This window comes from Limnohabitans sp. 2KL-3 (assembly GCF_001269405.1).
Classification (GTDB): domain Bacteria; phylum Pseudomonadota; class Gammaproteobacteria; order Burkholderiales; family Burkholderiaceae_C; genus Limnohabitans_A.
In genome coordinates, this window is sequence record NZ_CXON01000017.1 from 22708 (window position 1) to 47993 (window position 25286).

The 25286-nt window shown below is 64.1% G+C and carries 21 protein-coding genes and 1 pseudogene; 5 read left to right on the forward strand and 17 right to left on the reverse strand.

What is annotated here, in order from left to right; all coding sequences use genetic code 11:
• Nucleotides 1-4 precede the first annotated feature (4 nt).
• The 5 genes from AMM41_RS16975 to AMM41_RS16995 all read left to right on the forward strand — a co-directional run bounded on the left by AMM41_RS16975 (nucleotide 5) and on the right by AMM41_RS16995 (nucleotide 6960).
• Nucleotides 5-2131, forward strand: coding sequence for an acetyl/propionyl/methylcrotonyl-CoA carboxylase subunit alpha (locus AMM41_RS16975; RefSeq protein ID WP_089961888.1), 2127 nt, complete (start codon nucleotides 5-7; stop codon nucleotides 2129-2131).
• On the forward strand, nucleotides 2128-3948 hold the full coding sequence (locus tag AMM41_RS16980) for an acyclic terpene utilization AtuA family protein (protein ID WP_089961892.1): 1821 nt from the start codon (nucleotides 2128-2130) through the stop codon (nucleotides 3946-3948). The genes AMM41_RS16975 and AMM41_RS16980 overlap by 4 nt, the downstream gene beginning before the upstream one ends.
• Nucleotides 3945-5165, forward strand: coding sequence for a CaiB/BaiF CoA transferase family protein (locus AMM41_RS16985; RefSeq protein WP_089961896.1), 1221 nt, complete (start codon nucleotides 3945-3947; stop codon nucleotides 5163-5165). Before AMM41_RS16980 ends, AMM41_RS16985 begins: the two co-directional genes overlap by 4 nt.
• Before the next feature lie 185 nt (nucleotides 5166-5350).
• Nucleotides 5351-5629, forward strand: a complete 279-nt coding sequence (locus AMM41_RS16990; protein ID WP_089961900.1) for a helix-turn-helix domain-containing protein — start codon at nucleotides 5351-5353, stop codon at nucleotides 5627-5629.
• A complete protein-coding gene (locus AMM41_RS16995) occupies nucleotides 5629-6960 on the forward strand; it encodes a type II toxin-antitoxin system HipA family toxin (RefSeq protein ID WP_089961904.1) in 1332 nt (443 codons plus the stop codon). Before AMM41_RS16990 ends, AMM41_RS16995 begins: the two co-directional genes overlap by 1 nt.
• 248 nt (nucleotides 6961-7208) lie before the next feature.
• Here AMM41_RS16995 and AMM41_RS17000 read toward each other — a convergent pair whose 3' ends face one another.
• The 17 genes and pseudogenes from AMM41_RS17000 to AMM41_RS17080 form a co-directional block, all read right to left on the reverse strand.
• The gene (locus tag AMM41_RS17000) at nucleotides 7209-7640 is read right to left on the reverse strand and encodes a type II toxin-antitoxin system VapC family toxin (protein ID WP_228769331.1); all 432 of its coding nucleotides are present in this window, start codon (nucleotides 7638-7640) and stop codon (nucleotides 7209-7211) included.
• Nucleotides 7633-7881 carry an AbrB/MazE/SpoVT family DNA-binding domain-containing protein gene (locus AMM41_RS17005; protein ID WP_089961908.1) on the reverse strand — a complete coding sequence of 83 codons (249 nt, stop codon included), beginning with the start codon at nucleotides 7879-7881 and terminating at the stop codon, nucleotides 7633-7635. Before AMM41_RS17005 ends, AMM41_RS17000 begins: the two co-directional genes overlap by 8 nt.
• A 124-nt stretch (nucleotides 7882-8005) precedes the next feature.
• Nucleotides 8006-8926 (reverse strand): LysR family transcriptional regulator, encoded by a 921-nt coding sequence (locus AMM41_RS17010; protein WP_089962088.1) that lies wholly within the window; start codon nucleotides 8924-8926, stop codon nucleotides 8006-8008.
• A gap of 126 nt (nucleotides 8927-9052) precedes the next feature.
• Nucleotides 9053-9892, reverse strand: a complete 840-nt coding sequence (locus AMM41_RS17015) for an HpcH/HpaI aldolase/citrate lyase family protein (protein WP_089961911.1) — start codon at nucleotides 9890-9892, stop codon at nucleotides 9053-9055.
• Complete coding sequence (locus AMM41_RS17020) at nucleotides 9889-11253, reverse strand: MmgE/PrpD family protein (protein ID WP_089961916.1); 1365 nt, start codon at nucleotides 11251-11253, stop codon at nucleotides 9889-9891. Before AMM41_RS17020 ends, AMM41_RS17015 begins: the two co-directional genes overlap by 4 nt.
• 154 nt (nucleotides 11254-11407) lie before the next feature.
• Nucleotides 11408-12589 (reverse strand): CaiB/BaiF CoA transferase family protein, encoded by a 1182-nt coding sequence (locus AMM41_RS17025; RefSeq protein WP_089961922.1) that lies wholly within the window; start codon nucleotides 12587-12589, stop codon nucleotides 11408-11410.
• Nucleotides 12590-12934: 345 nt separating this feature from the next.
• Nucleotides 12935-14095, reverse strand: coding sequence for an acyl-CoA dehydrogenase family protein (locus AMM41_RS17030; protein ID WP_089961926.1), 1161 nt, complete (start codon nucleotides 14093-14095; stop codon nucleotides 12935-12937).
• Between the two features lie 38 nt (nucleotides 14096-14133).
• Nucleotides 14134-15015, reverse strand: a complete 882-nt coding sequence (locus tag AMM41_RS17035) for an HTD2 family dehydratase (protein WP_089961930.1) — start codon at nucleotides 15013-15015, stop codon at nucleotides 14134-14136.
• Nucleotides 15016-15470: 455 nt separating this feature from the next.
• On the reverse strand, nucleotides 15471-16994 hold the full coding sequence (locus AMM41_RS17040) for a class I adenylate-forming enzyme family protein (protein WP_089961934.1): 1524 nt from the start codon (nucleotides 16992-16994) through the stop codon (nucleotides 15471-15473).
• A 3-nt stretch (nucleotides 16995-16997) separates the two neighbouring features.
• On the reverse strand, nucleotides 16998-17993 hold the full coding sequence (locus AMM41_RS17045; RefSeq protein ID WP_228769332.1) for a Bug family tripartite tricarboxylate transporter substrate binding protein: 996 nt from the start codon (nucleotides 17991-17993) through the stop codon (nucleotides 16998-17000).
• 26 nt (nucleotides 17994-18019) lie between these two features.
• Nucleotides 18020-19006, reverse strand: a complete 987-nt coding sequence (locus AMM41_RS17050; protein WP_089961940.1) for a Bug family tripartite tricarboxylate transporter substrate binding protein — start codon at nucleotides 19004-19006, stop codon at nucleotides 18020-18022.
• Nucleotides 19007-19099: 93 nt separating this feature from the next.
• Nucleotides 19100-20266, reverse strand: a complete 1167-nt coding sequence (locus AMM41_RS17055; protein ID WP_089961944.1) for an acyl-CoA dehydrogenase family protein — start codon at nucleotides 20264-20266, stop codon at nucleotides 19100-19102.
• 18 nt (nucleotides 20267-20284) lie between these two features.
• Nucleotides 20285-21499 (reverse strand): thiolase, encoded by a 1215-nt coding sequence (locus AMM41_RS17060; RefSeq protein ID WP_228769336.1) that lies wholly within the window; start codon nucleotides 21497-21499, stop codon nucleotides 20285-20287.
• 93 nt (nucleotides 21500-21592) lie between these two features.
• Nucleotides 21593-21907 (reverse strand): annotated as a pseudogene (locus tag AMM41_RS22305) (Zn-ribbon domain-containing OB-fold protein); the annotation flags it as partial.
• Nucleotides 21908-21916: 9 nt separating this feature from the next.
• A complete protein-coding gene (locus AMM41_RS17065) occupies nucleotides 21917-22837 on the reverse strand; it encodes an SDR family NAD(P)-dependent oxidoreductase (RefSeq protein ID WP_089962092.1) in 921 nt (306 codons plus the stop codon).
• Between the two features lie 764 nt (nucleotides 22838-23601).
• Nucleotides 23602-24414 carry an enoyl-CoA hydratase/isomerase family protein gene (locus AMM41_RS17075; protein ID WP_089961955.1) on the reverse strand — a complete coding sequence of 271 codons (813 nt, stop codon included), beginning with the start codon at nucleotides 24412-24414 and terminating at the stop codon, nucleotides 23602-23604.
• Nucleotides 24411-25202, reverse strand: coding sequence for an SDR family oxidoreductase (locus tag AMM41_RS17080; RefSeq protein WP_089961960.1), 792 nt, complete (start codon nucleotides 25200-25202; stop codon nucleotides 24411-24413). Before AMM41_RS17080 ends, AMM41_RS17075 begins: the two co-directional genes overlap by 4 nt.
• Nucleotides 25203-25286 lie beyond the last annotated feature (84 nt).

Sequence of the window (25286 nt, forward strand, 5' to 3'; positions counted from 1 at the left end):
CTCCATGCCCACGCACACACCCAAAAACATCCGCCCCTTCCACACCGTGCTGGTGGCCAACCGCGGCGAGATTGCGCTGCGCGTGCTGCGCACCGTGCGCCGCCTGGGCTATGGCACGGTGGCCGTGTATTCCGAAGCCGACCGTGACAGCCCGCATGTGCAAGCGGCTGACCGCGCGGTGTGCATCGGCCCGGCAGCGCCTGCACAGTCCTACCTGAACATCGAGGCCATCCTCGCCGCCGCCCGGCTGGCTGGGGCCGACGCGGTGCACCCGGGCTATGGCTTCCTGTCCGAGAACGACGCCTTTGCCGACGCGGTGGATGCGGCGGGCCTGGTGTTCATTGGCCCGTCTGGCGAGAACATCCGCGCCATGGGCAACAAGGCCGGGGCCAAGCGCCTGATGCAAGGCTGGGGCATGCCCTGCATTCCTGGCTACGAAGGTCAGGATCAAAGCGACGAAGCGTTTGTGCGCGAAGCAGCGCGCATTGGCTTTCCGATCATGTGCAAGGCCGCTGCCGGTGGCGGCGGGCGCGGCATGCGGCGGGTGGACACGCCCGATGCACTGCCTGCGGCGCTGGCCTCGGCCCGCTCGGAAGCGCGCACGGCTTTTGGGTCGGACGAGCTGATTTTGGAGCGCGCCCTCATCGACCCGCGCCATGTCGAGATCCAGCTGCTGGCCGACAGCCACGGGCATGTGGTGCACTTGGGTGAACGGGATTGTTCGGTGCAGCGGCGTCATCAAAAGCTGATCGAAGAAGCGCCCTCGCCCGCTGTGAACGCCGCGCTGCGTGCACGCATGGGCCAGGTGGCGGTGGACAGCGCCCGCGCCATGGGCTATGTCGGCGCGGGCACCATGGAGTTTTTGCTGGCCGCCGATGGCCAGTTCTATTTCATGGAGATGAACACCCGCTTGCAGGTCGAGCACGCGGTGACCGAAGCCATCACCGGGCTGGATTTGGTGGAGTGGCAACTGCGCGTGGCCAGCGGTCAGGCTCTGCCGTGGCAGCAGGCCGACATCCGCTTGCAGGGTCACGCGATGGAGGTGCGGCTGACGGCCGAAGACGTGCCCGCTGGCTTTTTGCCGCAAACCGGCCCGGTGCTGCGCTGGCGGCCGCCCACGCCACAGAGCACGGGCCACGATGTGCGCATCGACAGCGCACTGCGCGAAGGCGGGCAGGTCAGCCCGCATTACGACTCGATGGTGGCCAAGATCGTGGCGCATGGCCGCGACCGCGAGGAAGCGCGGCGCAAGCTGCTGGCGGCCGTGCGCCAGTGCGTGCTGCTGGGGCTGCCCAGCAACCAGGGCTTTTTGGCGGATTGCCTGGCCGATGCAGTGTTTGTGCAGGGCTTGGGCGTGCACACCGGTTTTGTGGCCGAGCGCATGGGCCTACCCCCGGCCGCGCCCGTGCCCAGTGCGCACACCGTGGCGCTGGCGGCCTTGGCCGCGCAAGTGCACAACTTGCCCACCAGCGACCACGGGCATGTGTACGCGGGTGCCCTGGGGCAAGGCCAAGCGCAAGGCCTGCTGCAATGGGGCGGGCAGCGCTGGCGTTACCGTATCCGCCCGACAAGCTGCCCGCAGGCATCCGATGCGGGCACGGGCCCAAGCACAGCTTGGGAGGTGCAGTGCACAGTGCTGGGGGGTGTTGCAACTGCCGCAATATCTGGCTCAACATATGCCGCAATTTCTGAAGGCCATGCCGTGAAGGCCGACACCCACACCACAACGCTGACGCATGTGCAGTGGCAAGACGCCCCGCGCACCGAACTGGCGCTGGAGTGCCAAGGTCTGCGCGAGCAAATTTGCAGCGCCCACACCGACCACGGGGTGCAGATTTTTCATGCAGGCCGCGCTTGGGTTTTTGAATGCCCCGCCGCCCACGGCCAAACCGAGCAGGCCGCAGGCAGCGGCGCTGTGCTGGCCCCACTCACCGCCCGCGTGCTGCAGGTGATGGTGTCGCCGGGCCAGACGGTGCTGGCGGGCGAACGCCTGCTGGTGCTCGAAGCCATGAAGATGGAACACACGCTGACCGCGCCGTTCACCGGCGTGGTGCGCGAGCTGCGCGTGCAGTCGGGTGGGCAGGCCCTCAAAGGTGCGCTGCTGCTGCAGATCGAGGCAGAGGCGGCATGAGCACCGCAGCGCAGCGCGTGCGCATCGGCGGGGCCTGCGGTTTTTGGGGCGACTCGGCCATGGCCACGCCGCAGCTGCTGCAAGTGCCCGGCTTGCAGTACTTGGTCTACGACTACCTGGCCGAAACCACCATGGCCATTTTGGCGCGTGCGCGGGCCAAAGACCCGGCACTGGGTTACGCGACCGACTTTGTGCAAGCCGTCATGCCGCCGCACCTGAGGGCCATCCACGAACGCGGCATCAAGGTGATTGCCAACGCGGGCGGTCTGAACCCCGAAGGCTGCCGCGATGCGCTGCTGCAAGTGGCCGAAAAGCAAGGCATCGCCCTGCGCGTGGCCGTGGTCACCGGCGACGACCTGATGCCGCAGATGAACGCACTGCAAACGCAAGGTGTGCGCACCACGGCGGACGCCCCCTTGCCCGAACGACCCCTGTCGGCCAACGCCTATGTAGGCGCACGCGGCATTGCCCAGGCGCTGGCGGCCGGGGCCGATGTGGTCATCACCGGCCGCTGCGTGGACAGCGCGGTGGTGCTGGGCGCGCTGGTCCACGAATTCGGCTGGTCCTGGCAAGACTGGGACCTCCTGTCGGCTGGTACGCTGGCGGGGCATTTGATCGAGTGCGGCGCGCAAGCCACGGGTGGCCTGTTCACCGACTGGCAACTGGTGCCCGACTGGGCCAACATCGGCTACCCGGTGATTGACGTTCACGCAGATGGCAGCCTGGTGCTGAGCAAACCCGAAGGCACGGGCGGCCTGATCCACCCCGGCGCGGTGGCCGAGCAAATTCTTTACGAAGTGGGCGACCCAGCGAACTACCTCATGCCCGATGTGTGCTGCGACTGGCGGCATGTGCAGGTGGAGCGCACCGGCATGGACACCGTACAAGTCAGCGGCGCACGCGGCCTGCCCGCCCCCACCCACTACAAAGCCAACGCCACCTGGCAAGACGGCTATCAGCTGCAATTGATGTTGGCGATTCGCGGCATCGACGCGCCGCTCAAGGCCGAGCGCACCGCGCAAGCCCTGCTGACCCGCTCGCGCACCCTCATGGCTACGCAGGGCTTTGGCGATGACAGCGAGACCTGTGTGGAGCTGCTGGGCGGCGAGTCGCATTACGGCCCCCACGCACAGGCGCACACCGCCCGCGAAGTGGTGCTGCGCATCGCGGTGCGGCACGCCCAGGCCAAGGCGCTGGCGGTGTTGCAACGCGAATGCGCCAGCAGCGGCACTTCCATGGGGCCGGGCACGCGGTCTTCGTTTTCGGGGCGGGCCGACATTCAGCCCGTCATCAAGCTGTGTTCGTTCATGGTGCTCAAAAGCCAGGTGCACTTGCAGATGCAGTTGGGTGACGATGTGCAGGACGCGAGCGACCTGACCGTGTCACCAGCTGCCAACGCTATTGCCGTGTCCAGCACTGCGCCAGCGACGCCCGAGACGACCACTGCAAGCGATGAGCCCCTGCACGATTGCCGTTTGATCGACCTGGCGTGGGCGCGCAGCGGCGACAAGGGCGACGATGAAAACATCGGTGTCATCGCACGCCACGCCCGCGCCTGGGACTGGCTGCGCAGCCAGTTGCAAGCCGAGCAGGTGCAGGCCTATTTCAGCCACCTGGTGCAAGGGCCGGTGCTGCGTTACGAAGTGCCTGGCTTGCAGGCGCTCAACTTTGTTTTGCACCAGGCGCTGGGCGGTGGCGGCGTGTGCAGCCTGCGCTCAGACCCCTTGGGCAAATCCTTTGCGCAGATGCTGCTGGACATGCCGCTGCGCGTGCCCGCCTCGGTGCTGACGGCACCCACTTCTGGAGACCCCCCATGAGCGCCATCCTCGAAGGCATCAAGATCCTCGACCTGACCCGTGTGGTCGCGGGCCCCATGTGCACACAGATCCTGGCCGACATGGGGGCCTCGGTCTACAAAATCGAAAAACCCGGTGAAGGCGACGACACGCGGCGCATGGGGCCTTTTTTGCCAGACCCCGCCACGGGCCAACCCAGCAACGACTCGGCGCTGTACCTGGCCTATAACCGGGGCAAGCACTCGGTCACAGTGGACATCGCCACCCTTGAAGGCGCGCAATTGGTGCGCGATTTGGCGCTGCGCTGCGACGTGGTGGTGGAGAACTACAAGGTCGGCTCGCTGGCCAAATATGGCCTTGACGCAGCCAGCCTGCGGGGCCTGAAACCCGAGCTGATTTACTGCTCGGTCACTGGCTTTGGGCAAACCGGCCCTGATGCGCCCAAGCCCGCTTACGACTTCATCTTGCAAGGCATGGCCGGGCCCATGAGCACCTGCGGCCTGCCTGACGATGAGCCCGGCGGCGGCCCCATGCGCACAGCCATCCCGATGACCGACATGGTGACCGGCCTGTACGCCACCATCGGCATTTTGGGCGCGCTCATGCACCGCCAAAAAACCGGCGAAGGCCAAGTCATCGACGCCGCGATGCTGGACGCCACCGTCGCCTTCAACGGGCACCTGGCCGTGGGCTACCTGATGAACGGCAAGGTGCCACAACGCGTGGGCAACACCAACCCGATTGCATCGCCCTCTGAAGTGTTTGAGTGTGCTGAAGGTCGCATCATCATTTCGGCCGGCAACAACCAGCAGTTTCAGCGGATGTGCACCGTGTTGGGTGCACCCGACATGCCCACCGACCCGCGCTTTGCCACCAACATGCAGCGGATCGCCCACCGCCGCGAACTGCAGGCCGCCCTGCAAACGCTGGTGCACGGCCAACCCCGCGCACGGTTGCTGGAACAACTCAGCGCGGCCAACGTCCCGGCCGGACCACTCAACGACATGGCCCAAGTTTTTACAAACCCACAAACCCAACACCGTCAAATGGTGGTGGAACTGCCCCACAGCTCAGGCCAGACCGTGCGCCTGGTGCGCAGCCCACTGAACTGGTCGGCATCGCCCGTGACACACAAAGCACCGCCTCGGCTGGGTGAACACAGCCTGCAAGCCCTGCGCGACGAGCTGGGGCTGAGTGATGCGCAGGTGGCGGGGCTGGTGGCGCGGGGGGTGGTTTGAGGGGGGCCACATCGCGGCGCAGCGCGCCTTTGAACATCTGTGAGCCCAAGACGTCGCGCTGTGGGCCAAAGCGCAGTGCCTACATGGACAATTCTTTTGAGCTGTCACGCCTGGTTTGTCTTGCTTTTCTTGATATTTACATCAAAATACAGTTTTAAACCTCAATTTTTTGATGTAAACATCAAGTGCAAACCCTCCAAGAACTCGGTGAAGCCGTGGCCGCACGGCGCAAACAGCTGGGACTCAAGCAAGGCGATGTGGCGGTCATGGCGGGCGTGTCGGCGGAATTGCTGTCGCGCTTTGAACGTGGCCGCACCGCCGAATTTGGCACGCGCAAGCTGCTGGCGGTGCTGGCCGTGCTGGGTGCCGAGCTGGACGTGATGTCCCAAGGCCAGAGCGGCAACCTGGACGAGCTGCGGCGTGAACGGGCGCAGACATTGCCCAATCAGACAGGGGCGACGTGATGCCACTGTCGGTGTACGTGTTGAGCCGCGAAGTGGCCACGCTGGAGCCATCCGGCGACTTCAAAAGCGTGCTGAGCTACCACCCTGGTGTGGCCACAGACGACTTCGTGTCGCTCACCATGCCGGTACGCACCGAGAGCTACGTGTGGGACGACCAGCTGCCGCCCGTGCTGCAAATGAACCTGCCCGAAGGCTATTTGCTGCAAGTGCTGCAAGAACAGTTTGGCCCGCACATCGGCGCCAGCCCTGCGGCACTGCTGTCGGTCATTGGCCGCAACATGGTGGGCCGCTTGCAAGTGGCTGCCCCCGGCGCGACGCTGCGCGAGCCCGCCAAACCCATTGAAGTGACTGCGCTGCTCAAGGGCGACAACTCCGAAGCCGCCTTTGCAGCGCTGGTGCGCGAACACGCCACCAGCGGCGTGTCGGGTGTGGTGCCCAAGTTTTTGGACGCGCAAACGGAAGAAGCCCAGTCACTCGGCTGCAACCCCAAAGCCAGCCTGATCACCCGACGGCACATCGTCAAAGGCTCCAGCGCCCGACTGCCCTTTGTGGCCCTGAACGAGCACCTGTGCATGCAAGTGGCGCGGCGCATCATGCCCACAGCCCACACGCAAGTGTCCGACGACGGTCAAGCCCTGGTGGTGCACCGCTTTGATGTGGACGAGCAAGGCCAGCCCCACTGGGGCACGGAAGACTTTTGCAGCCTGCTGGGCCTGCGCCCCGCCGCCAAATACGACACCACTTGGGAACGCATCGCCAAAGCCGTGCGCGACCATGTGCCCGGACCTCAGCGGCTGGGCACCTTTCGGCAACTGGCCAACACCTTGCTGCTGACCTACGCGCTGCGCAACGCCGACTGCCACGCCAAAAACCTGGCCCTGCTCTACACGAGCCGCGCCGACGTTCACCTGTCGCCCACCTACGACATGCTGACCACCAGCGTGTATGCCGGCTTTCAACACAACCCGCCGGGCATTGGATTCATGGGCAAAAAAACCTGGCTGCCCGGCAAGAACCTGCAAAAGTTCATCGCCGCCAACTTCGGCATCCAGCCCAAAGAACAGCAACACATGGTGCAAGCCATCAGCGACGCCGTGGCCGACGTGGGCCGCGAGGTGCGCCAGGCCATGGCCGAGCACCCCGGCTTTGAAGACATCGGAAAACGCATGCTGCTGGCTTGGACCGAAGGCGTGCAGGGTCTGCGCGATCAACGGGTGTATGCCGTGGGCGACTGGGTAGCGGGCGAGGCGTTTGAGGGGTTTTCTGCGCCGCCCAAGCTGGCAGCGGAAACAAACAAGATAGGGCGCTCGCCTTTGCTGGGTGAACGGTGACTGGTTCGAGCTCAGCAACAACGACATTTGCTCAAACAACACATCGAAGCCACGATGGGCAACGTTGTCGTTGACTTGGAGTCAATCACCCCAAATTTTCCTGAAGGTGTTGGGACTTTGGAGATGCTTTGCATCTACGAAATCACAAATGGCTTGATTCAAAAAGTTTCATTTGCATCCGGTGAAAAACGGGTGAGGTGAAAGTCGGCCAGCAATCTAGGCAAAAGCCTTCGTTCTTTGACTCTGTTTCAGTTCATCTCGGGCGCGATCAATCGCACCGTCGGAAAGTAGCTCGCATACCGCCGCACATCTCGCGTCAGCACAGGCAAACCAGAGACCGCAGCATGTGCGCCAATGAAAAAATCGGCCAGCACATTCGTCTTTGTGCCGCCTTGCCTGCGGTATTGCACAAAGGCTTTGCCCGCCAAAAACAGCGCGGGCTTGGGTGTCTCGATCACCGGGATTTGCAAGTCGGCCAGCGTGGCGTCCAGCGCCTCCACCGTGCTGAAGGTCAGCGACAGTTCGGCGTAGATCACGGGGTTGATGACCAGGCGATGGATTTGCGCTTGGGCGCGCAGTTGCGCGATGGACCAGTCGGCCCAAGTGGGATCGTTTTCAAGCACGTCCACCAGGACGTTGGTGTCGACCAGCATGTCGCGTTGAACCTTGGGCTCAGCCACGCAACAAGGCCATCAGGTCTTGCGTTTTCCAGGGCACGTCGGCCTTGCCACGGGCGGCTTCAAAGCGGTCGGGCTGGGGCTTGGTCTTGCGGGTGGCCTTGCCGCTGTCGGCTTTGTGCAGCACCACTTCGCCACTGCGGTTGATGGCAAAGTCGATCGAGGTGCCGGGGGTTAGACCCATGGCATCGCGGATGGGTTTGGGGATGGTGACCTGGCCTTTGACGGTGAGGGTGGTGCTCATGTGAACTCCTGAAAGTCTTACTTGATTTTATGTCAGTAATACTGTCTTCAGAAGAAAGCCCGGCACGGTCACCCCGCTTGGTCGAAAGGTCTGCCCAATCCCTTGCCCATTCTTGAAGCTTGGGTCAGTCAATCAATGCGGGTTGTGCCAGCCTTGCATCCTCTGACAACAAATCAATCAAATCCCGCGCAAAGTTGGGCAGTTCGTCGAAGTTGCGCACGCAAATCTGCATGGAACGAATCGCCCAGGCGTCGGACAGCGGCACCAGGCGGATGGCCATGCTGCGGGCGTGGCGGCGGGCGGCCGATTCAGGCAACACGCCCACGCCCACACCGGCTTCGATCATGCGGCAGGCCGACTCGAAGCTGCTGACCTGGATGCGCACCTTGAGCGGCTTGTTGAGCTGCTCGCACTCGCGGTTGAGGAAGGCGTGCAAGGCGCTCGCTTCGTGCAGGCCCACATGGTCAAACTCCAGCGCGTCGATCAAGGGCATGCTGGGCAAGTCGGCCACCGGATGGTGCTCGGGCACCACCAGCACCAGGCTGTCCGAGCGGTAGGGCAAGGTCTGCAGGTTTTCGGTGCGGACCGAACCGGCCACGATGCCGATGTCGGTCTTGCCGTCCATCACGGCGCGCACGATTTCGTTGGACAGTTTTTCTTGCAGATCGATGTTCACATCGGGGTGCGTGGCCAGGTAGCGCTTGAGCACCTCGGGCAAGAACTCGCCCAGGGCCGTGGTGTTGGCGTACACGCGCAGGTGGCCTTTGATGCCACTGGCGTATTCCTGCAGGTCGCCGCGCAGGTGTTCGATCTGGCCCAGCACCAGCCGCGCCCGGTGCACAAAGGCTTGCCCCGGTGGCGTGAGGGTCACGCCCTGGCTGTGGCGGTTGAGCAGCTTGGCACCGATGCTTTCTTCAAGGTTTTTGATGCGCGTGCTGGCCGCAGGCAGCGAGATGTGCGAGGCCTCGGCCCCTTTGGTGAGGCTGTTGGCTTCGGCCACCCGCACCATGAGGCGCAAATCCACCAGATCGAAATGAACAGACATGGGGGGGGATTGTGCCAGTGGGGTGGGGTTGCGGCGGCGCGGTCGGAGGTTTGGGTAGTAGCGCACCCCGTGCGCGATTGTTTTTAAAAGGGCGTGTGCCACGCCCATCGCCCACGGGGTGTGCTCCTACAGGATCAGCAAAATCTGACGCGCCAGCAGCAGAACCGGTGGGTCGACCATCTTGCCGTCCACACTGAACGCGCCGCCGCCCGCTGCCACTTCGGCGGCCAGCACGCGGCGGGCCCAGTCGCACTCGGCTTCGGTGGGGGCGAGAGCCTGGTGCACGCCCGCCACTTGTGCGGGGTGGATGCACAGCTTGGCACCAAAGCCAAATCGGCGGCTGCGCTGCGCGTCTTGCGACAACACCTGCGCGTCGGTTGTGGCGGTGGTCACGCCGTCCACCGGCGAGGGCAGGACCGCACGGCGCGAGGCCACCACCATGGCCAGCCGGATGGGGGCGAGTTCTGCTTCATCGGGGCCGCAGCGCATGCCCAAATCGGCCTGCAGGTCGATGTGGCCCAGACCCAAGCGCAAGGTGCCTGCTGCCCGGGCTATGGCGTCCATCTGCCCCACACCTTCGGCGCTTTCGATCAAAGGCAAAACCAGCATGCTGCTGGTGTGAAAAGCCTGCTCGACCTGTTGTGCGTTTTCGGCCTTGGGCAGCATGAGCGCACCAAGACCCGTCAGGCTGGCCACTGCGGCCAGATCGGCTGCGTGCCAGGGGGTGCCTGCGGGGTTCACGCGCACCAAAAGGCGTGCGCGCTCGGCTGCGTCCAAGCCAGACCAAGCGGCCAACAGCGCGTCACGCGCCGTGGCTTTGGCATCCAGCGGCACGGCGTCTTCCAGATCGATGATGACCGCATCGGCACCGCTGGCCAAAGCTTTGGCAAAGCGCTCGGGACGATTGCCGGGCACAAACAAAAAGCTGCGCGCCAGCGACAGTGGCGAGGACCCCGGCCCGCTCATGACAGCAAAGCCCCCACCTTGGGCCAAGTGGCCACTTGCCAGAGCGCGTCCACGCTTTGGCGCATGGCCTCAGGCGTAGCACCGCCGCTGAAGGCGGCCAGGCGCAGGGCTTTGTCGGTGATCTCTTGACGCGAGAGGGTGTTGCCCGGATCGCCCTTGGGCTCGTCCACGCGGCCGTGCAGCACGCGGCCATCGGTGGTGGTCACCGTGACTTTGCCGATCCAGCGCTTGGGGTAGGCGCTGTCCACTTCGGCGTCGAGCACCATGCTGACCTTGTCGCGCAAGGCCTGCGTTGCCTGGCTTAAAAAGTCGCGGTCGAATTCAGTCAAGCCCGCATGACCGTGCTGCGCCACCAGCGCCAGCACCGTGCCCATGGAGAACTTGCTCTGGTGCACCGTGACGGGCCGCACCACCGGGCCGAGGACGTCGATGGCACCTTGGTGCACATGGGTCACCACTTGGGCCAGGTCATCGAGCTTGAGGCCGTTGGTTTGCATGACGTGCAGCAGCGCATCGGCCGCCGGGTGCGTGTGGCGGCAGCTGGCGTGGTACTTGAACGAGGTCTCGGCCGTGGCCCAGCGTGTGCCCAAACCGTCCACCAATCGGCTCGGGTCGGCGTCGCTCGACATGCCCACAGCCATGCCCTGCGGGCCTTCCAGAATTTCTGCCGCGCCGGTGAAGCCGTCTTTGGCCAAGTAGGCTGACATGAGGCCCGCTGCAGCCGCGTGCGCGGTGTGCAGCTGCTTACTGTCTGCGGCGGTGCGCAAGAACTCCCACAGGCCTGCCGACTGCGTGCCGGCCGAGCCGAAGGCGTGCTGCATTTGCTGCGCGTTCAGGCCGAGCAAATGGCCCACAGCAGCGGCCGCTGCCAAGGTGCCTGCGGTGCCGGTGGTGTGGAACACGCGGTAGTGCGAGCGCCCCAAAAATTCACCCACACGGATGCCGACTTCGTAGCCCACCACCGATGCGGCCAGCAGTTGCTGGCCGCTTGCGCCCAAGGCTTGGGCCACCGCCACGGCGGGCGGAAACACCACCGTGGCCGGGTGGAACACCGAGCCGTTGTGCACATCGTCCTGCTCGGCTACATGCGAGGCCGCGGCGTTGACCATGGCCGCCAAATAGGGCGTGGTGCGTGCGCGGTTGATGATCACTTCACTCGGACCTTCGCCCGCGCCCATGGCCTGCGCGAAACGGGTGATGCTCTCCACCGGGCGCGAACCATGCCCGGCCACGGCCGAGCCAAACCAGTCGACCAGCAGGTCTTCGATCTTGCTCACCACGGGCGCAGGAATGTCCTCGAAGCGCAGCGCGGATGCGAAGGCGGCGAGTTGGGCGGTGTTGGATGCGGTGTGCTGTGTCATGTCTGTCTCCTTGTGTTCTGTCTCAAATGGCTTGGCTGATCCCTGTCGGGGCTAAAGCCGCCGACCTACGGGAAACCGCAGGCCGCGTCCTGTAGGTCGGTAGCTTTAGCCCCGACATGTGTCCGCTCAGGCAAACATCCATGGATCGCCTGACTCAAATGGCCTGCTGATGACGCAGCGCTTGCACCGCCGCGTCGTCCAGCCCCAGCTCGCGCAATATGGCCTCGGTGTGCTCACCAACGGCGGGTACGGGGTCCATGCGGTAGTCGTAGCGGTTGTTGCGCCCGGGCGGCAGCAGGGCGGGGATGTCGCCCGCAGGTGAGCCCACCTTGTGCCAGCGCTCGCGCGCCTTGAGCTGCGGGTGCGCCCAGACACCGGCCATGTCGTTCATGCGGGCGTTGGCAATTTGCGCCTCGTCCAGCCGCGCCTCGACCTCGGACGTGGTCATGGGGGCAAACACGCCCAAGATGAGTTGCTTGAGCTGCGCTCGGTTGACGTTGCGCAAGGCGTTGGTGCAAAAGCGCGCATCGCTGGCCAGGGCGGCATCGCCCAGCACCACCTCGCAAAACACTTTCCACTCGCGTTCGTTTTGCAGGCCCAGCATCACGGTGCCACCGTCGCCCGCCGCAAACGGGCCATAGGGATAGATGCTGGCGTGTGAGGCGGCGCTGCGTGTCGGGGGAGTGGCGCCGTCGTAGGCGTAGTACAGCGGGTAACCCATCCACTCGGCTAACGCTTCGAGCATGGACACGTCGATGTGACTGCCCTGGCCGGTTTTGCCGCGCAGCAGCAGAGCCGACAGGATGTTGGTGTAGGCGTACATGCCGGCCGCGATGTCGGCGATCGAGTTGCCGGTTTTGGACGGGTCTTCGGGCGTGCCCGTGATGGACAACATGCCCGCCTCGCTCTGAATCAAGAGGTCATAGGCTTTCTTGTCGCGGTAGGGGCCGTCTTCGCCGTAGCCCGAGATGTCGCACACGATCAACTTCGGGTGTTTGGGGCTGAGCGCCTCAAACGACAAACCCATGCGCGCAGCCGCGCCGGGCGCGAGGTTTTGCACCAGCACGTCGGCGCTTTGCAGCAGGCTGCTGAGCACAGCCATGGCGTCGGGATTTTTGAGGTCCAGCGTCAGGCTTTCTTTAGAGCGGTTGGTCCACACAAAGTGCGAAGACTGGCCGCGCACCCGCGTGTCGTAGGCGCGGGCAAAGTCGCCCGCGCCGGGGCGTTCGATCTTGATGACGCGCGCGCCCAGGTCGGCCAGTTGGCGTGTGCAGAACGGCGCGGCAATCGCGTGTTCGAGAGAGATGACGGTGATGCCGTCGAGGGGTCTGGTCATCGTGTGCACCTTATGGAGATGGAGCGATGGGGGTGGTGTGCAAGACGCTCATCGCGGCGGGGGCGCCGCTCCCACAGGGGAACTGCATGCTCTTTGTGGGAGCCTCACCCCCACAAGGGAACTGCTTGTGCTTTGTGGGAGTCCTACCCCAACAGGGGGACTGCATGTGCTTTGTGGGAGTTCCACCCCAAAAGGAGGGCTGCATGTGCTTTGTGGGAGTTCTACCCCAAAAGGAGGGCTGCATGTGCTTTGTGGGAGTTCTACCCCAAAAGGAGGGCTGTACGCTCTTTGTGGGAGCCCCGCCCTCGGGGCGATGGGTGGTGAACAGCGAAATCAGCATGCGCATCAGAACGAACGTGGCAGCCCAAGGATGTGCTCGGCCACGTAGCTGAAGATCATGTTGGTCGACACGGGGGCGACTTGGTACAAGCGCGTCTCGCGGAACTTGCGCTCGATGTCGTATTCACACGCAAAACCAAAGCCGCCGTGCGTTTGCAGGCAGACGTTGGCCGCTTCCCAGCTGGCCTTGGCCGCGAGGTACTTGGCCATGTTGGCTTCTGCCCCGGCGTTTTGCATGGCGTCGATTTTTTCGCAGGCTTTCCAGCGCATGAGGTTGGCCGCTTCCAGCTCGATGAAGGCGTCGGCGATTGGGAACTGCACGCCCTGGTTTTGGCCAATGGGGCGGCCAAAGACCACGCGGTCTTTGGCGTATTTGGTGGCGCGATCGATGAACCAGTAGCCATCGCCAATGCACTCGGCCGCGATCAGGGTGCGCTCGGCGTTCAGGCCGTCGAGCAAGGTCTTGAATCCTTTGCCTTCTTCGCCCAAGAGCGCGTCTTCGGGGATTTCGAGGTTGTCAAAAAACAGCTCGTTGGTCTCGTGGTTGACCATGTTGAGGATGGGGCGCACCGTGAGGCCATTGCCAATGGCCTGCTTCAAATCGATGAGGAAGCAGGACAAACCTTCGGAGCGCTTGGTGACCTGGTCGGCGGGCGTGGTGCGGGCCAGCAGAATCATCAGGTCGCTGTGCTGGATGCGCGAGATCCAGACCTTTTGGCCGTTGATCACCCAGCGGCCGTCTTTCTTGACGGCGGTGGTTTTGAGCTTGGTGGTGTCGCTGCCCGTGGTGGGTTCGGTCACGCCCATGGACTGGATGCGCAACTCGCCGGTGGCGATCTTGGGCAAGAGCGTGTTTTTCTGCGCGTCCGAGCCGCTGCGCACAATGGAGTTCATCACGTACATCTGGCCGTGGCACGCGCCCGAGTTGCCACCCGAGCGGTTGATCTCTTCCATGATGACCGAGGCTTCGGCCATGGACAGGCCCGAGCCGCCGTATTCCTGCGGAATCAGCGCGGCCATCCAGCCCGCCTTGGTCAGGGCGTCGACAAACTCTTCGGGGTAGCCGCGTTTTTCGTCGACCTTGCGGTGGTATTCGTCAGGGAACTGGGCGCACAGGGCGCGCACGGCGTCACGGATGTCTTGGTATTGGTCGGGTGAGGTTTGCATGGTGGTGGTGTCGGTAAAAATATTCAGTTCAAAAAACGTCAGGCCAGCGTGGCTTGCGCTTGCATGGTGAGCCAGCCTTCGTGGTCGCAGGCCCACAGCTCAATGGTCTTGCCATCGGCAGACGGCCGGCCATTCAGCCGGAAAGGGTGCAAGTCAAACGTGGGGCGCACGGCGCGAAACTGGAACGAGGCTACTCGCGCCTCAGGCACTTGGCGGCGCACCAGGTCCACCAACAAAGTGGCGATCAGCGGGCCGTGCACGATGAGGCCGGGGTAGCCTTCTTCTTGCGTGACGTAACTGCGGTCGTAGTGGATGCGGTGGCCGTTGAAGGTGAGCGCCGAATAGCGAAACAGCGACACCGGGTCGGGGACAAAATCGCGTTGCCAGGGCGCGTCGGTCTCGGCTGCGGTGGGCGGCACTTCAGGTGCGCCGGGCACTGCTGCTGCGCGGTACACGATGTCGTGTGTTTCGGTCAGGCACAGACCTTGGGCGTTGCTGAAAGCGTGTTCGACCTCGACAAACAGCAGGTCGCCCGTGCGGCCTGCCTTGTGTTTGACCGAAGCGATGCGCGAATGCTTTTGTGCGGCGTCGCCCACACGCAGCGGGTTGTTGGTGTGCCACTGCAGGCGGCCTCCGGCCCACATGCGGCGCGGCAGCGGCACGGGCGGCAAAAAGCCACCGCGCAAAGGGTGGCCGTCGGGGCCGATCTGGCTTTGTGGGGCCTGCGGCAAAAAGTACAGCCAGTGCCACAGCGGCGGTACGTCGCTGCCTGCGGCTTGGCGGGCGTCATCTCGGTCGAGCAAGGCGCTTTGGCCACGCAAGGGGGCGGCCACGATCTCGTCGGTCAGCGTTTCGCTGCGGCCTTCCCAGCTGCGCAGGTGGGCGACTTGGGTGGCGTCAAGGGTGGTGGGGGTGTTCATGGCCGTATCTTCGCCGAGTTCAATGGTGCGCTGGTCTGTCTTTATGAAAGACCATCTTTAGCGAACGTGAAGGGGGCATTTCGTTGTGGGAGCCCTGCCCTCGGGGCGATTCTTGGTGGTTTGCGCGGGCGCATCGCGGCGGGGGCGCCGCTCCTACAAGGGGATGTTTCGTTGTGGGAGACGCGCCCTCGGGGCGATTCTTGGTGGTTTGCGCGGGCGCATCGCGGCGGGGGCGCCGCTCCTACAAGGGGATGTTTCGTTGCGGGAGCCCCGCCCTCGGGGCGATTCTTGGTGGTCTGCGCGGGCGCATCGCGGCGGGGGCGCCGCTCCTACAAGGGGATGTTTCGTTGTGGGAGCCCTGCCCTCGGGGCGATTCTTGGTGGTTTGCGCGGGCGCATCGCGGCGGGGGCGCCGCTCCTACAAGGGGATCAAGGGCCACGGGCATGGCTGGGGTTTCACGCCTGGCTGTACTGCTCCACCAGCTCACGCTTGAGCACTTTGCCGCTCAGGGTCATGGGCATTTCGGGCACTTGCACCACCATGGAGGGCCGTTTGTAAGGGGACAGATGTTCATGGGCGTGGGCCTTGAGGGCCTGCAGGTCCAGCTGTACGCCGGGCTTGGCTTCGATGAAGGCCAGGATGTCTTCGTTCCCGTCGGCCGCTTTTCGACCCGCCACGGCGGCACGCTGCACGCCGGGCCAGGCCAGGAACACCGCCTCGACCTCGCCGGGGTACACGTTGAAGCCCGAGCGGATGATCATTTCTTTCAGGCGTCCGACCACCTGCAAAGCACCGTCGGCATCTTGTCGGCCCAAGTCGCCGCTGGCGTACCAGCCGCCAGACTTGATGACCTGCGCGGTGATTTCGGGGTCGCGGAAGTAACCGGGCATCAGGCCCACGCCACGCATCCAGATTTCGCCGGTCTCGCCTGCGCTCAGGTCTTGGCCTTGCGGTCCGATGATGCGCAGCTCAGCGCCTTCCACCAGGTAACCCGCGCTGGTGTCGTCGCGCCACTCGCCCCGTCGGCACAGCGTCAACGCGCCTGCGTATTCCGACAGGCCATAGCCGTGGTGCAGGGGTTTGCCAAAGCGTGCCTCAATGGCTTTTTTGACGCTCATGTCCAGCGGCGCAGCGCCTGTGTAAACGTAACGCAGCTCAGGCGCTGCGGGGTGATCGATGCCCTGCGCATCGAGCCAGGCCAGCAGGCGGGTGAACATGGCAGGCGGGCCTTGCAGCTGTGTCATGCCTTGGTGGGCCAGTGCATCAAACACATCGGCTGGGTCAAACTGGCTGCGCATGAGCAAACCGGCCCCAACGTGCAGCGAAGCCATGAGCACCGTGCCCAGACCGAAGATGTGCGTCATGGGCAGATAGGCGTACGAGCGGTCGGCAGGCCTCAGCTGGCGTGACTGCGCCGAGACCTTGGCAAACTGCAGCAGCCCCGCGTGCGTGAGCATCACGCCTTTGGGCTGGCCGGTGGTGCCGGAAGTGAAGATGATGGCCGCCACGCTCTCGGCCAAGTCGCCCGTTTGCGCCGCGGCTTGCGCATCGGCCAGCGTGCGGCGCAGCGCAGGCAAAACGCTCTCGCGCGTGTCGTATTGCTGCGCGTGCTGGCCCGCCGCAGCAGACACGCCCACCGTGAAATACAGCACGCGGGCATCGGCTTTGGCGGCAAAACCCGCGAGTTCGGACGCTGTCATGCGCGCATTGACCCCACAGGCCCAAGCGCCCACACGGCTGCAGGCCAGCACCAGCGCCACATGCTCAGGGCAGTTTTCGGCGGCCACCAGCACGCGGTCGCCCACACGCACACCCGCTTCGCGCAGTTCGGCTTCCAGCGCATCGACCTGCTGCGCCAGCTGGCCCAGCGTCATCACCCGGTCGGGCATGAACAAGAAGGGGTGATCGGGTGACTGCGCGACGCGCTCGTCAAACAGGTGATGAATGCGTGTGTGGGGTGAGGTCAATTGCACAGCCATGTTTTATTCGAAGGTCATGCCTTTGGTCACTTCGGCCCACAGCGCGTGTTCACGGCGCATGCGGTCGGCCAGGTCGGCGGGTTTGGCGTTCCAGATCACGTAACCCTGGTCCACCCAGCGCTTGTTCAGCTCGGGGTCTTGCAGGGCGCGGGCCGTGGCGGCGGTGATCTTCTGGCTGAGTTCGGCGCTCATGCCCAGCGGACCATACAGGCCATACCAGCCACCCACGTCGTAATCACGAATGCCCAACTCGGTCATGCTGGGCAGCTGCGGCAGGGCGGGGTTGCGCTCTTTGGAGGTCACCGCCAAAGGCTTGACCTTGCCGCCGTCGATGTGGGCCTTGGCCCCGCCCACGATGTCAAACATCATCTGGATCTGCCCGCCCATCACGTCGGTCATGGCCGGAGCATTGCCCTTGTAGGGCACATGGGTCATGTTGATGCCCGCACGGCGCGCAAACAGCTCGCCGCTCAGGTGGTTGGATGCGCCCATGCCGGCCGAGCCGTAGGCCAGTTTTCCGGGATTGGCTTTTCCAAAGGCCACCAACTCAGGCAAGGTTTTGAAGGGCTGGTTCTGGTTGATGACCAGCACGTTGGCATAGCTCAGGATGGTGGCCAGCGGGGTCATGTCCTTGAGCGGATCAAAAGCCATGGCCTTGAGCACATGGGGGCTGATGGTCATGGTGGGGCTGGCGGCATAGAAAATTTCCAAGCCATTGGGCGCGGACTTGACCACGCTGTTGCCAGCCACCGCACCGCCCGCACCGGGGCGGTTTTCCACGATCACGGGCTGACCCAGTTCGCGGCTGAGCACCGGCGCAAACACCCGCGCCGACGAATCCACGGGCCCGCCTGCGGCATAGCCGACGATGAGCTTGACGGTGTTGCTGCCTGTGGACTGGGCCCACGCCGCACCGCCCCCCACGGTCAATGCCAGGCCCAGCAAGCCCAAAACGCCTCGGCGAGAAGGCCACTTCAATGATGAAGCTTGAATACTCATGTCGTTCTCCTGTTGTTTGTTTCTACTCAGTTCAGCGTGATCTTGGCGTCGCGGATGATGCGGGCGTACACGTCAGCATCGGACTTGACGACCTTGGCAAAGCTCTCGGTGGTTTCACCGCCGGGGATCAAGCCCATGGCTTCGATCTTCTCGCGCACATCGGGCAGCTTGAGGATGCGCTGGGTTTCGGCTGAGAACTTGTCCACCACCGGCTTGGGCGTGGCCCCTGGCAAAAACAGACCGAACCAGCCCATGGGCTCGTAAGAGTTGAGGCCTTGCTCTTTGAGCGTGGGCACATTGGGCAACCAGGACAGGCGCTCGGTGCCCGTCACACCCAACAGCTTGAACTTGGGCAGGTGCTGCTTGGAAGAGCCCGCATCCATGAAGGCCGAAGACAGCTGACCGCCCATCATGGCCGTGACCAGTGGCGCACCCCCCTGATAGGGCACATGCGTCAGGTCCAGACCCGACTGCAGATTGAGCAAAGCGCCTTGCAGGTGGGCCGAGGTGCCCGGGCCATACGAGCCAATGCTGTGCTTGCCGGGGTTGGCCTTGACCAGGCTGGTGAACTCGGCGAGGTTGTTGATGGGCAGTGTGGGCGATGCGGCCAACACGCTGGGGCTGATGGCCACACGGCTGATGGGCGCGAAGTCCTTGATCGGGTCGTAGGGCAGCTTCATCAAAGTCATTTGCTGCACCAGGGCCACGATGCCAAACAAGACCGTGTGGCCATCGGCCGGGGCTTTGGCCACCAGGTTGTTGCCAATGGTGCCGCCTGCGCCGGGCTTGTTCTCGACCACCACGGTTTGCTGCCAGCTGTCTTGCATTTTTTGCGCGACCATGCGCGCCAACACATCGGTGGCTCCGCCTGCGGGGTAGGGCACGATGAACTTGATCGGCTGGCTCGGGTAAGCCGGCTGGGCCTGGGCCTGGGCCTGGGCGCTGCCTGCGCCCATCACGGCCAAACTGCTGAGCGTGGCCAGGGCCATGCGGCGGGTGAATGTCTTTGTCATGTCTTGTCTCCTTGTGTTGTTGTCGAAAGGGGTCACGCTGACGGAGCGGGTGCTTTGGAGCGGCTTTCGCCGCAAAACGAACCCACCCTTGGCTCAGCCGCGTGCTTCACGCACCATGTTGCGGCCAATGATGATTTGTTGTATCTGGGTCGTACCCTCATACAGGCGAAAAAGGCGCACATCGCGGTAAAAACGCTCGATGCCGTACTCCGACAGGTAACCCGCGCCACCCAAAATTTGCACCGCCCGGTCGGCCACGCGGCCACACATTTCGGACGCGAACATCTTGCAGCACGAGGCCTCGGTCGAGACGCTGCGGCCTTCGTCGCGCTTGCGGGCGGCGTCGATCACCATGCACTCGGCCGCGTACAGCTCGGCCTTGCTGTCGGCCAGCATGGCCTGCACCAGCTGGAACTCGGCAATGGGCTGGCCAAACTGCTTGCGGTCGATGGCGTAGCGCAGCGCGTCGTCCAAGATGCGCTGGGCCACGCCCACACACACGGCGGCCAAATGGATGCGGCCTTTTTCGAGCACCTTCATCGCGGTCTTGAAGCCCTGGCCTTCTTTGTTGCCGATCAGGTTGGCGGCAGGCACTCGCACGTTGTCAAACATCACATCACAGGTGTGTGCACCTTTTTGGCCCATCTTCTTGTCGTTCTTGCCCAGGCTGATGCCGGGCGATTGCGCGTCGACGATGAAAGCCGACACGCCGCCCGCGCCTTTGTCGGCCGGATTGGTGCGCGCCATGAGCGTGAAGATTTTGGAATGCGGCGCGTTGGTGATGTAGCGCTTGGTGCCGTTGACGATGTAGTGGTCGCCCTCACTGTCCGTGCCTCGGATGGCCGTGGTGCGCAGCGATGCCGCGTCGGAGCCCGCGTCGGGCTCGGTCAAGGCAAACGAAGACGACAACTCGCCCGTGGCCAGCTTGGGCAGGTAATAGGCTTTCTGCGCTTCGGTGCCATCCATCAGGATGCCCTGTGAGCCAATGCCCACCGTGGTGCCAATCACCGAGCGAAAAGCGGGCGAGGTTTTGCACAGCTCAAACAAGAGGCGAGCCTCTTCTTCCATGGTCAGCTCCAAGCCGCCATAGGATTCGGGGATGGTCAGGCCAAACAGGCCCATCTCGCGCATCTCTTGCACGATGGCTTCGGGAATCTCGTCGGTCTCAGCCACTTCATTCTCGGCAGGCACCAGGCGCTCGCGCACAAAACGGCGCACGGAATCGAGCAGGGCTTCAAAGGTTTCGGTATCTCGGATCATGGCTTGTGGGTGATGAATTTACAAAGTCTCAAAGGTGCCGAGGATGGCCGTGGACTGGCTCGACAGCGTGCCGCCGTTGCCGTGGGCCAGCGCGGTTTGGGCACCGGCCACTTGGCGTTCGCCGCCCTCGCCGCGCAACTGGCGCACGGCTTCGATCAGGGTGAAGATGCCGTACATGCCCGGGTGCGTGCACGACAGACCGCCGCCGTTGGTGTTGACCGCCAGGCGGCCACCGGGCGCGATCGCACCGCCTTCGACAAATGCACCACCTTCGCCTTTTTTGCAAAAGCCCAAGTCTTCGAGGAAGAGCAAGGTGTTGATGGTGAAGGCGTCGTACAGCTGCACCACGTTCATGTCGGCGGGCGTGAGGCCTGCCATGGCAAAAGCTTCGCGCCCTGATTGGCTGGCCGATGTGACGGTGAGGTCGTGCATGGACGAGACCTGGCGGTTCCAGTTGGCGGTGGCGTTGCCCAACACGTAAACAGGCTTCTTCGGCAGGTCACGCGCACGGTCAGCACGCACCAGCACAAACGCGCCGCCGCCGTCAGTCACCAAACAGCAGTCGCGCACAGACAAGGGGTCGGACACCATGCGGGCCTTGAGCACGTCGTCGATCGACAGCGGATCGCGCATGAAGGCTTCGGGGTTGCGCTGGGCCCAGGCGCGTGCGGCCACCGCCACTTCGGCCAGCTGGCGGCGGGTGGTGCCGTATTGGTGCATGTGCCGCTGCGTGGCCAGCGCGTAGGCGCTCAGCGGTTGTATCGGCGCGTAGGGGGTTTCGTAAGGCTGCGGGTCCATGACGCGGCGGGCCTGCGCGATTTCAGCGCGGCCAAAGGTCGACGTGCGCTGCGTGCTGCCGTAGCACACCAGCACCGCGTTGCACTGGCCCGACTGCAAAGCCATCATGGCGGGCAGCAGGTGCGCCACAAAGCTGGAGCCGCCGAGCATGGTGCCGTTGATGTAGCGGGGGTTGATGCCCAAATATTCGGTCACCGGCATGGGCCACATGGTGGACAGCACACTGGCGGTGCACAGGCCGTCGATGTCGCTCATCTTCAAACCTGCGTCGGCCACCGCGGCGTGCGCGGCACGGGCCAGCACTTCCATCTCGGAAAAGCCCGTGGCTTCGCCACAACCAAAAGTGGCCACGCCCGCGATGGCGGCGCTGCCGCGCAAGGCCTTGAGGCCGGTGGACGAGTGCACTGCTGCAGATGCGGCCGGGCCACGGGGCACGGGCTTGGCCGCTGTTGCCGCTGCCGCCTCTGTGCTGACCGGGTCAAACACCACCACGCCTTGGCCTTTGTCGACGACCGCGCGGGCCTGCACCCGCTGGCCCACCTGCACGGCGTCGACCGGGCTGATCTCAACGCGGCTCATCAGGCGCACGCCTTCGTCCAGGTCGATCAGGCAGACGTTGTAGTCGCCACCCGCGTCGGGCTTGCGGCGCACCGTGGTGACCGAATACACCGTGCCCAGACCCGTGGGGGCCACCAGCGCGAGTGCATTGCTGCCGCAGTGCGGGCAGACCTCACGCGGAAAGTAAATGTGCTGACTGCAATCACCGCATTGCTGAATCAGAAACCGGCCTTCGGCCAGGGCGGCTTGGTGTTGGGCTTGCACGCCTTGTGGGTTGTCGCTCATCGCAGCTCCTTAAATGGGGTCCCAGCTGAACACGTCGCCCGAGCGGTCCAAATCGAAGAAGCTGGACTTGAGCGCGGGCATGGCCTGGTCGAGCACGCTCTGCGGCGTCCAGCCCTCGCTGCGGTGCACCGAGCGGATGGGGCGCGGCTGGCTCATCAAAAAGATTTCGTTGTTGCGCACGGCAAAGACCTGACCGTTCACATGGGCCGAGTCGTCGCTGGCCAGGGCCACGGCCATGGGGGCGATCTTGGCGGGCGTCATCTGCTTGATGCGCTCGACGCGGGCTTGCTCTTCGGGCGTCTCGGTCGGGATCGAACCGATCATGCGGCTCCATGCAAAGGGCGAGATGCAGTTGGAGCGCACGTTGAACTTTTGCATGTCGAGCGCAATCGACTTGGACAGCGCGGTCACACCCAGCTTGGCCGCCGAGTAATTGGCTTGGCCGAAGTTGCCCACCAGCCCCGAGGTGGAGGTCATGTGGATGTAGTTGCCGCTTTCCTGCTCCTTGAAGTGCGGGGCGGCAGCGCGGCTGACGTAGAAAGCGCCGTACAGGTGCACCTTGAGCACCGCATCCCACTCGTCCATGCTCATCTTGTGGAAGAAGCGGTCGCGCAAGATGCCTGCGTTGTTGACCACCACGTCGATGCGGCCAAAGCTGTCGATGGCCGTTTGGATGATGCGGGCCGCGCCTGCGGCGTCTGACACGCTGTCGGTGTTGGCCGCAGCATGACCGCCCATGGCTCGGATTTCGTCCACCACTTTTTGCGCGGGGCCTGCGTCTTGGCCTTCGCCCGAGACGGACGCGCCGATGTCGTTGACCACCACCTTGGCGCCTTCACGCGCCATGGCCAGCGCGATGTCGCGGCCAATGCCGCCACCTGCGCCGGTGACCACGACGACTTTGTCTTCAACCAATCGGGCTTTGCTCATTTTTTCTCCTGTGGGTGCCGGGGTGCTGGCCATTCATGGCGTCCACACCCCATGGGGGTTGGTGTATCTTGATGCGTTCAGTGATTCTGAACAATCTGCCAATGCTGAAGCGGGGGTTCAGCATTGCAAAACTCAGGGATTGCCCTTGGTTTGGGCACTGCTTTTTGCAGGAGCCCCGCCCCGAGGGCGATGGTCGTGGTCTGCAGGCGCTTGATCGCGGCGGGGGCGCCGCTCCTACAAAACTCCGTTTGCACAAAACGCCGTAAGCACTCGGTCTCGGCGCTGCTTTTTGTAGGAGCCCCGCCCTCGGGGCGATGGCTCGTGGTTTGCGAGCGCTTGATCGCGGCGGGGGCGCCGCTCCTACAAAACTCCGTTTGCACAAAACGCCGTAAGCACTCGGTTTCGGCACTGCTTTTTGCAGGAGCCCAGCCCTCGGGGCGATGGGTGGTGGTCTGTGGGCGCTTGATCGCGGCGAGGGCGCCGCTCCTACAAAACTCCGCTTGCACAAAACGCCATAAGCACTCGGTTTCGGCACTGCTTTTTGCAGGAGCCCCGCCCTCGGGGCGATGGGGCGTGGTCTGCAGGCGCTTGATCGCGGCGGGGGCGCCGCTCCTACAAGACTCCGTTTGCACAAAACGCCGTAAGCACTCGGTTTCGGCACTGCTTTTTGCAGGAGCCCCGCCCTCGGGGCGATGGGTCGTGGTCTGCAGGCGCTTGATCGCGGCGGGGGCGCCGCTCCTACAAAACTCCGCTTGCACCACGCCTCAATCCTTGTGGGCTGGCCAGGCAAAGGCCAACGGTTGTTTGCTCAGAAACCGGTTGACGGCTTCACGGTGTTCGGCGGTGCCTGCGGCCAGCGCTTGCGCTTGGGCTTCGGCCGTCAACATGTCTTGCAGACCCCCACCCAAAGCGCTGCCCAAGCTGCGCTTGATGAGCGACACCGCTGTGGGCGATGCACCCACAAAGCTGCGGGCCATGGCGTGTGCGCGGGTCAACAGTTGTTCGGGCGCGTGCAGCTCCATCACAATGCCCAGCCGCAAGGCTTCTTGCGCGTCGATGTCGCGGGCCGAGAGCATGATTTCTTTGGCACGCTGCACACCCACCACCCGGGGCAAGGTGTAAAGCGCACCCACATCGGGCACCAGGCCGACCTTGAGGAAGGACATGTTGAACCAGGCGCGAGGTGTGGCCAACACAAAGTCTGCGGCCAGCGCCAAGCTGAATCCCGCACCGGCGGCTGCGCCATCGACGGCGGCAATCACCGGACGGTCGAGCGTGAGCAAAATTTGCACCCATTCGTGCAAGATCTGCATGCGGCTGAGCCAAGCGCCGTTTTCATGCTGGACCTCGGCCATGTTTTTCAGATCACCGCCCGCACAAAAGTGCCCACCTGCGCCCGTCAGCACCACGGCCCGAATGTCTTTGTTTTGCTGAATGTGACGCAGCGCCACAACCAGACCATCGCGCATGGCCATCTCGAGTGCATTGCGCTTGGCTGGACTGTTGAAGGTGAGGGTGGCGACTTGGTCACTCACCTCAAATTGAAGTGCTGTTGATGCAAGGGTGTTGGCGGTCATGTCAAGGCTCCTGAGTAATCCCGGCCACCGGCCAGGGAACTGCCACCGTCCACCACCATGATGGCACCGGTGACGAATGCGGCGTGCGGCGACGCCAAAAACAGCGCCATGTCGGCGATCTCTTCCACCCGGCCCATGCGCTGCAGGGGCACGGACTGCGTCATGCGTTGCAGCGTCTCGGGTGTGGGCGCGAGGCGGCGAATGCCTTCGGTGTCGCCAATCGGACCGGGCACGATGGAATTCACGCGCACGCCCTCGGGCCCCCACTCCATGGCCAGCACGCGGGTGAGCATGTCCACGCCCGCCTTGGCCGCACACACATGGGCTTGCAGCTTGGTGGGGTTGAAGGCCTGTGGTGCCGAGATGTTGATGACGCTGGCGCCCGGGCGGCGAAGGTGCTCAAAGCCTGCACGCAGCACATGGAAGGTGCCGTTCAGGTCAATGTCGACCACCGTCTTGAAGCCGTTGGCCGACATGCCCAAAGCGGGTGCCAGAAAGTTGCCCGCAGCGCCCGAGACCAGCACGTCAAACGGGCCGATGGCGTCACGCGCCTGCTGCAGCGCAGCGGCAATGCCTGCGGCGTCGCGCACGTCGGCGCTGTAGCCCTCGACCTGCGTGCCATGTTGGCGCAATTGTTCAACCGCCTGGGACACGCGCTCGGCGTTGCGGCTGGCAATCGCCACGTTTGCCCCGGCCTGGGCAAACGCGGTGGCGATGCCCAGGTTGATGCCGCTGCTGCCACCGGCCACAAACACCGACTGGCCTTTGAAACTCAAAGGAATGCGCATGGGGTCTCCTGCTGGAAAAAGTGCGATTTGCAAATGAATGCTTTGGCGTGGGCTCCTGCAGCTAAGCCGTCTGGCCCTCGCAGG

Bases quoted from the DNA above. Each gene is read 5' to 3' on its own strand.
- AMM41_RS16975 (WP_089961888.1), top strand. From the start codon at position 5: ATGCCCACGCACACACCCAAAAACATCCGCCCCTTCCACACCGTGCTG.
- AMM41_RS16980 (WP_089961892.1), top strand. From the start codon at position 2,128: ATGAGCACCGCAGCGCAGCGCGTGCGCATCGGCGGGGCCTGCGGTTTT.
- AMM41_RS16985 (WP_089961896.1), top strand. From the start codon at position 3,945: ATGAGCGCCATCCTCGAAGGCATCAAGATCCTCGACCTGACCCGTGTG.
- AMM41_RS16995 (WP_089961904.1), top strand. From the start codon at position 5,629: ATGCCACTGTCGGTGTACGTGTTGAGCCGCGAAGTGGCCACGCTGGAG.
- AMM41_RS17005 (WP_089961908.1), bottom strand. From the start codon at position 7,881: ATGAGCACCACCCTCACCGTCAAAGGCCAGGTCACCATCCCCAAACCC.
- AMM41_RS17010 (WP_089962088.1), bottom strand. From the start codon at position 8,926: ATGTCTGTTCATTTCGATCTGGTGGATTTGCGCCTCATGGTGCGGGTG.
- AMM41_RS17015 (WP_089961911.1), bottom strand. From the start codon at position 9,892: ATGAGCGGGCCGGGGTCCTCGCCACTGTCGCTGGCGCGCAGCTTTTTG.
- AMM41_RS17020 (WP_089961916.1), bottom strand. From the start codon at position 11,253: ATGACACAGCACACCGCATCCAACACCGCCCAACTCGCCGCCTTCGCA.
- AMM41_RS17025 (WP_089961922.1), bottom strand. From the start codon at position 12,589: ATGACCAGACCCCTCGACGGCATCACCGTCATCTCTCTCGAACACGCG.
- AMM41_RS17030 (WP_089961926.1), bottom strand. From the start codon at position 14,095: ATGCAAACCTCACCCGACCAATACCAAGACATCCGTGACGCCGTGCGC.
- AMM41_RS17035 (WP_089961930.1), bottom strand. From the start codon at position 15,015: ATGAACACCCCCACCACCCTTGACGCCACCCAAGTCGCCCACCTGCGC.
- AMM41_RS17040 (WP_089961934.1), bottom strand. From the start codon at position 16,994: ATGGCTGTGCAATTGACCTCACCCCACACACGCATTCATCACCTGTTT.
- AMM41_RS17045 (WP_228769332.1), bottom strand. From the start codon at position 17,993: ATGAGTATTCAAGCTTCATCATTGAAGTGGCCTTCTCGCCGAGGCGTT.
- AMM41_RS17050 (WP_089961940.1), bottom strand. From the start codon at position 19,006: ATGACAAAGACATTCACCCGCCGCATGGCCCTGGCCACGCTCAGCAGT.
- AMM41_RS17055 (WP_089961944.1), bottom strand. From the start codon at position 20,266: ATGATCCGAGATACCGAAACCTTTGAAGCCCTGCTCGATTCCGTGCGC.
- AMM41_RS17065 (WP_089962092.1), bottom strand. From the start codon at position 22,837: ATGAGCAAAGCCCGATTGGTTGAAGACAAAGTCGTCGTGGTCACCGGC.
- AMM41_RS17075 (WP_089961955.1), bottom strand. From the start codon at position 24,414: ATGACCGCCAACACCCTTGCATCAACAGCACTTCAATTTGAGGTGAGT.
- AMM41_RS17080 (WP_089961960.1), bottom strand. From the start codon at position 25,202: ATGCGCATTCCTTTGAGTTTCAAAGGCCAGTCGGTGTTTGTGGCCGGT.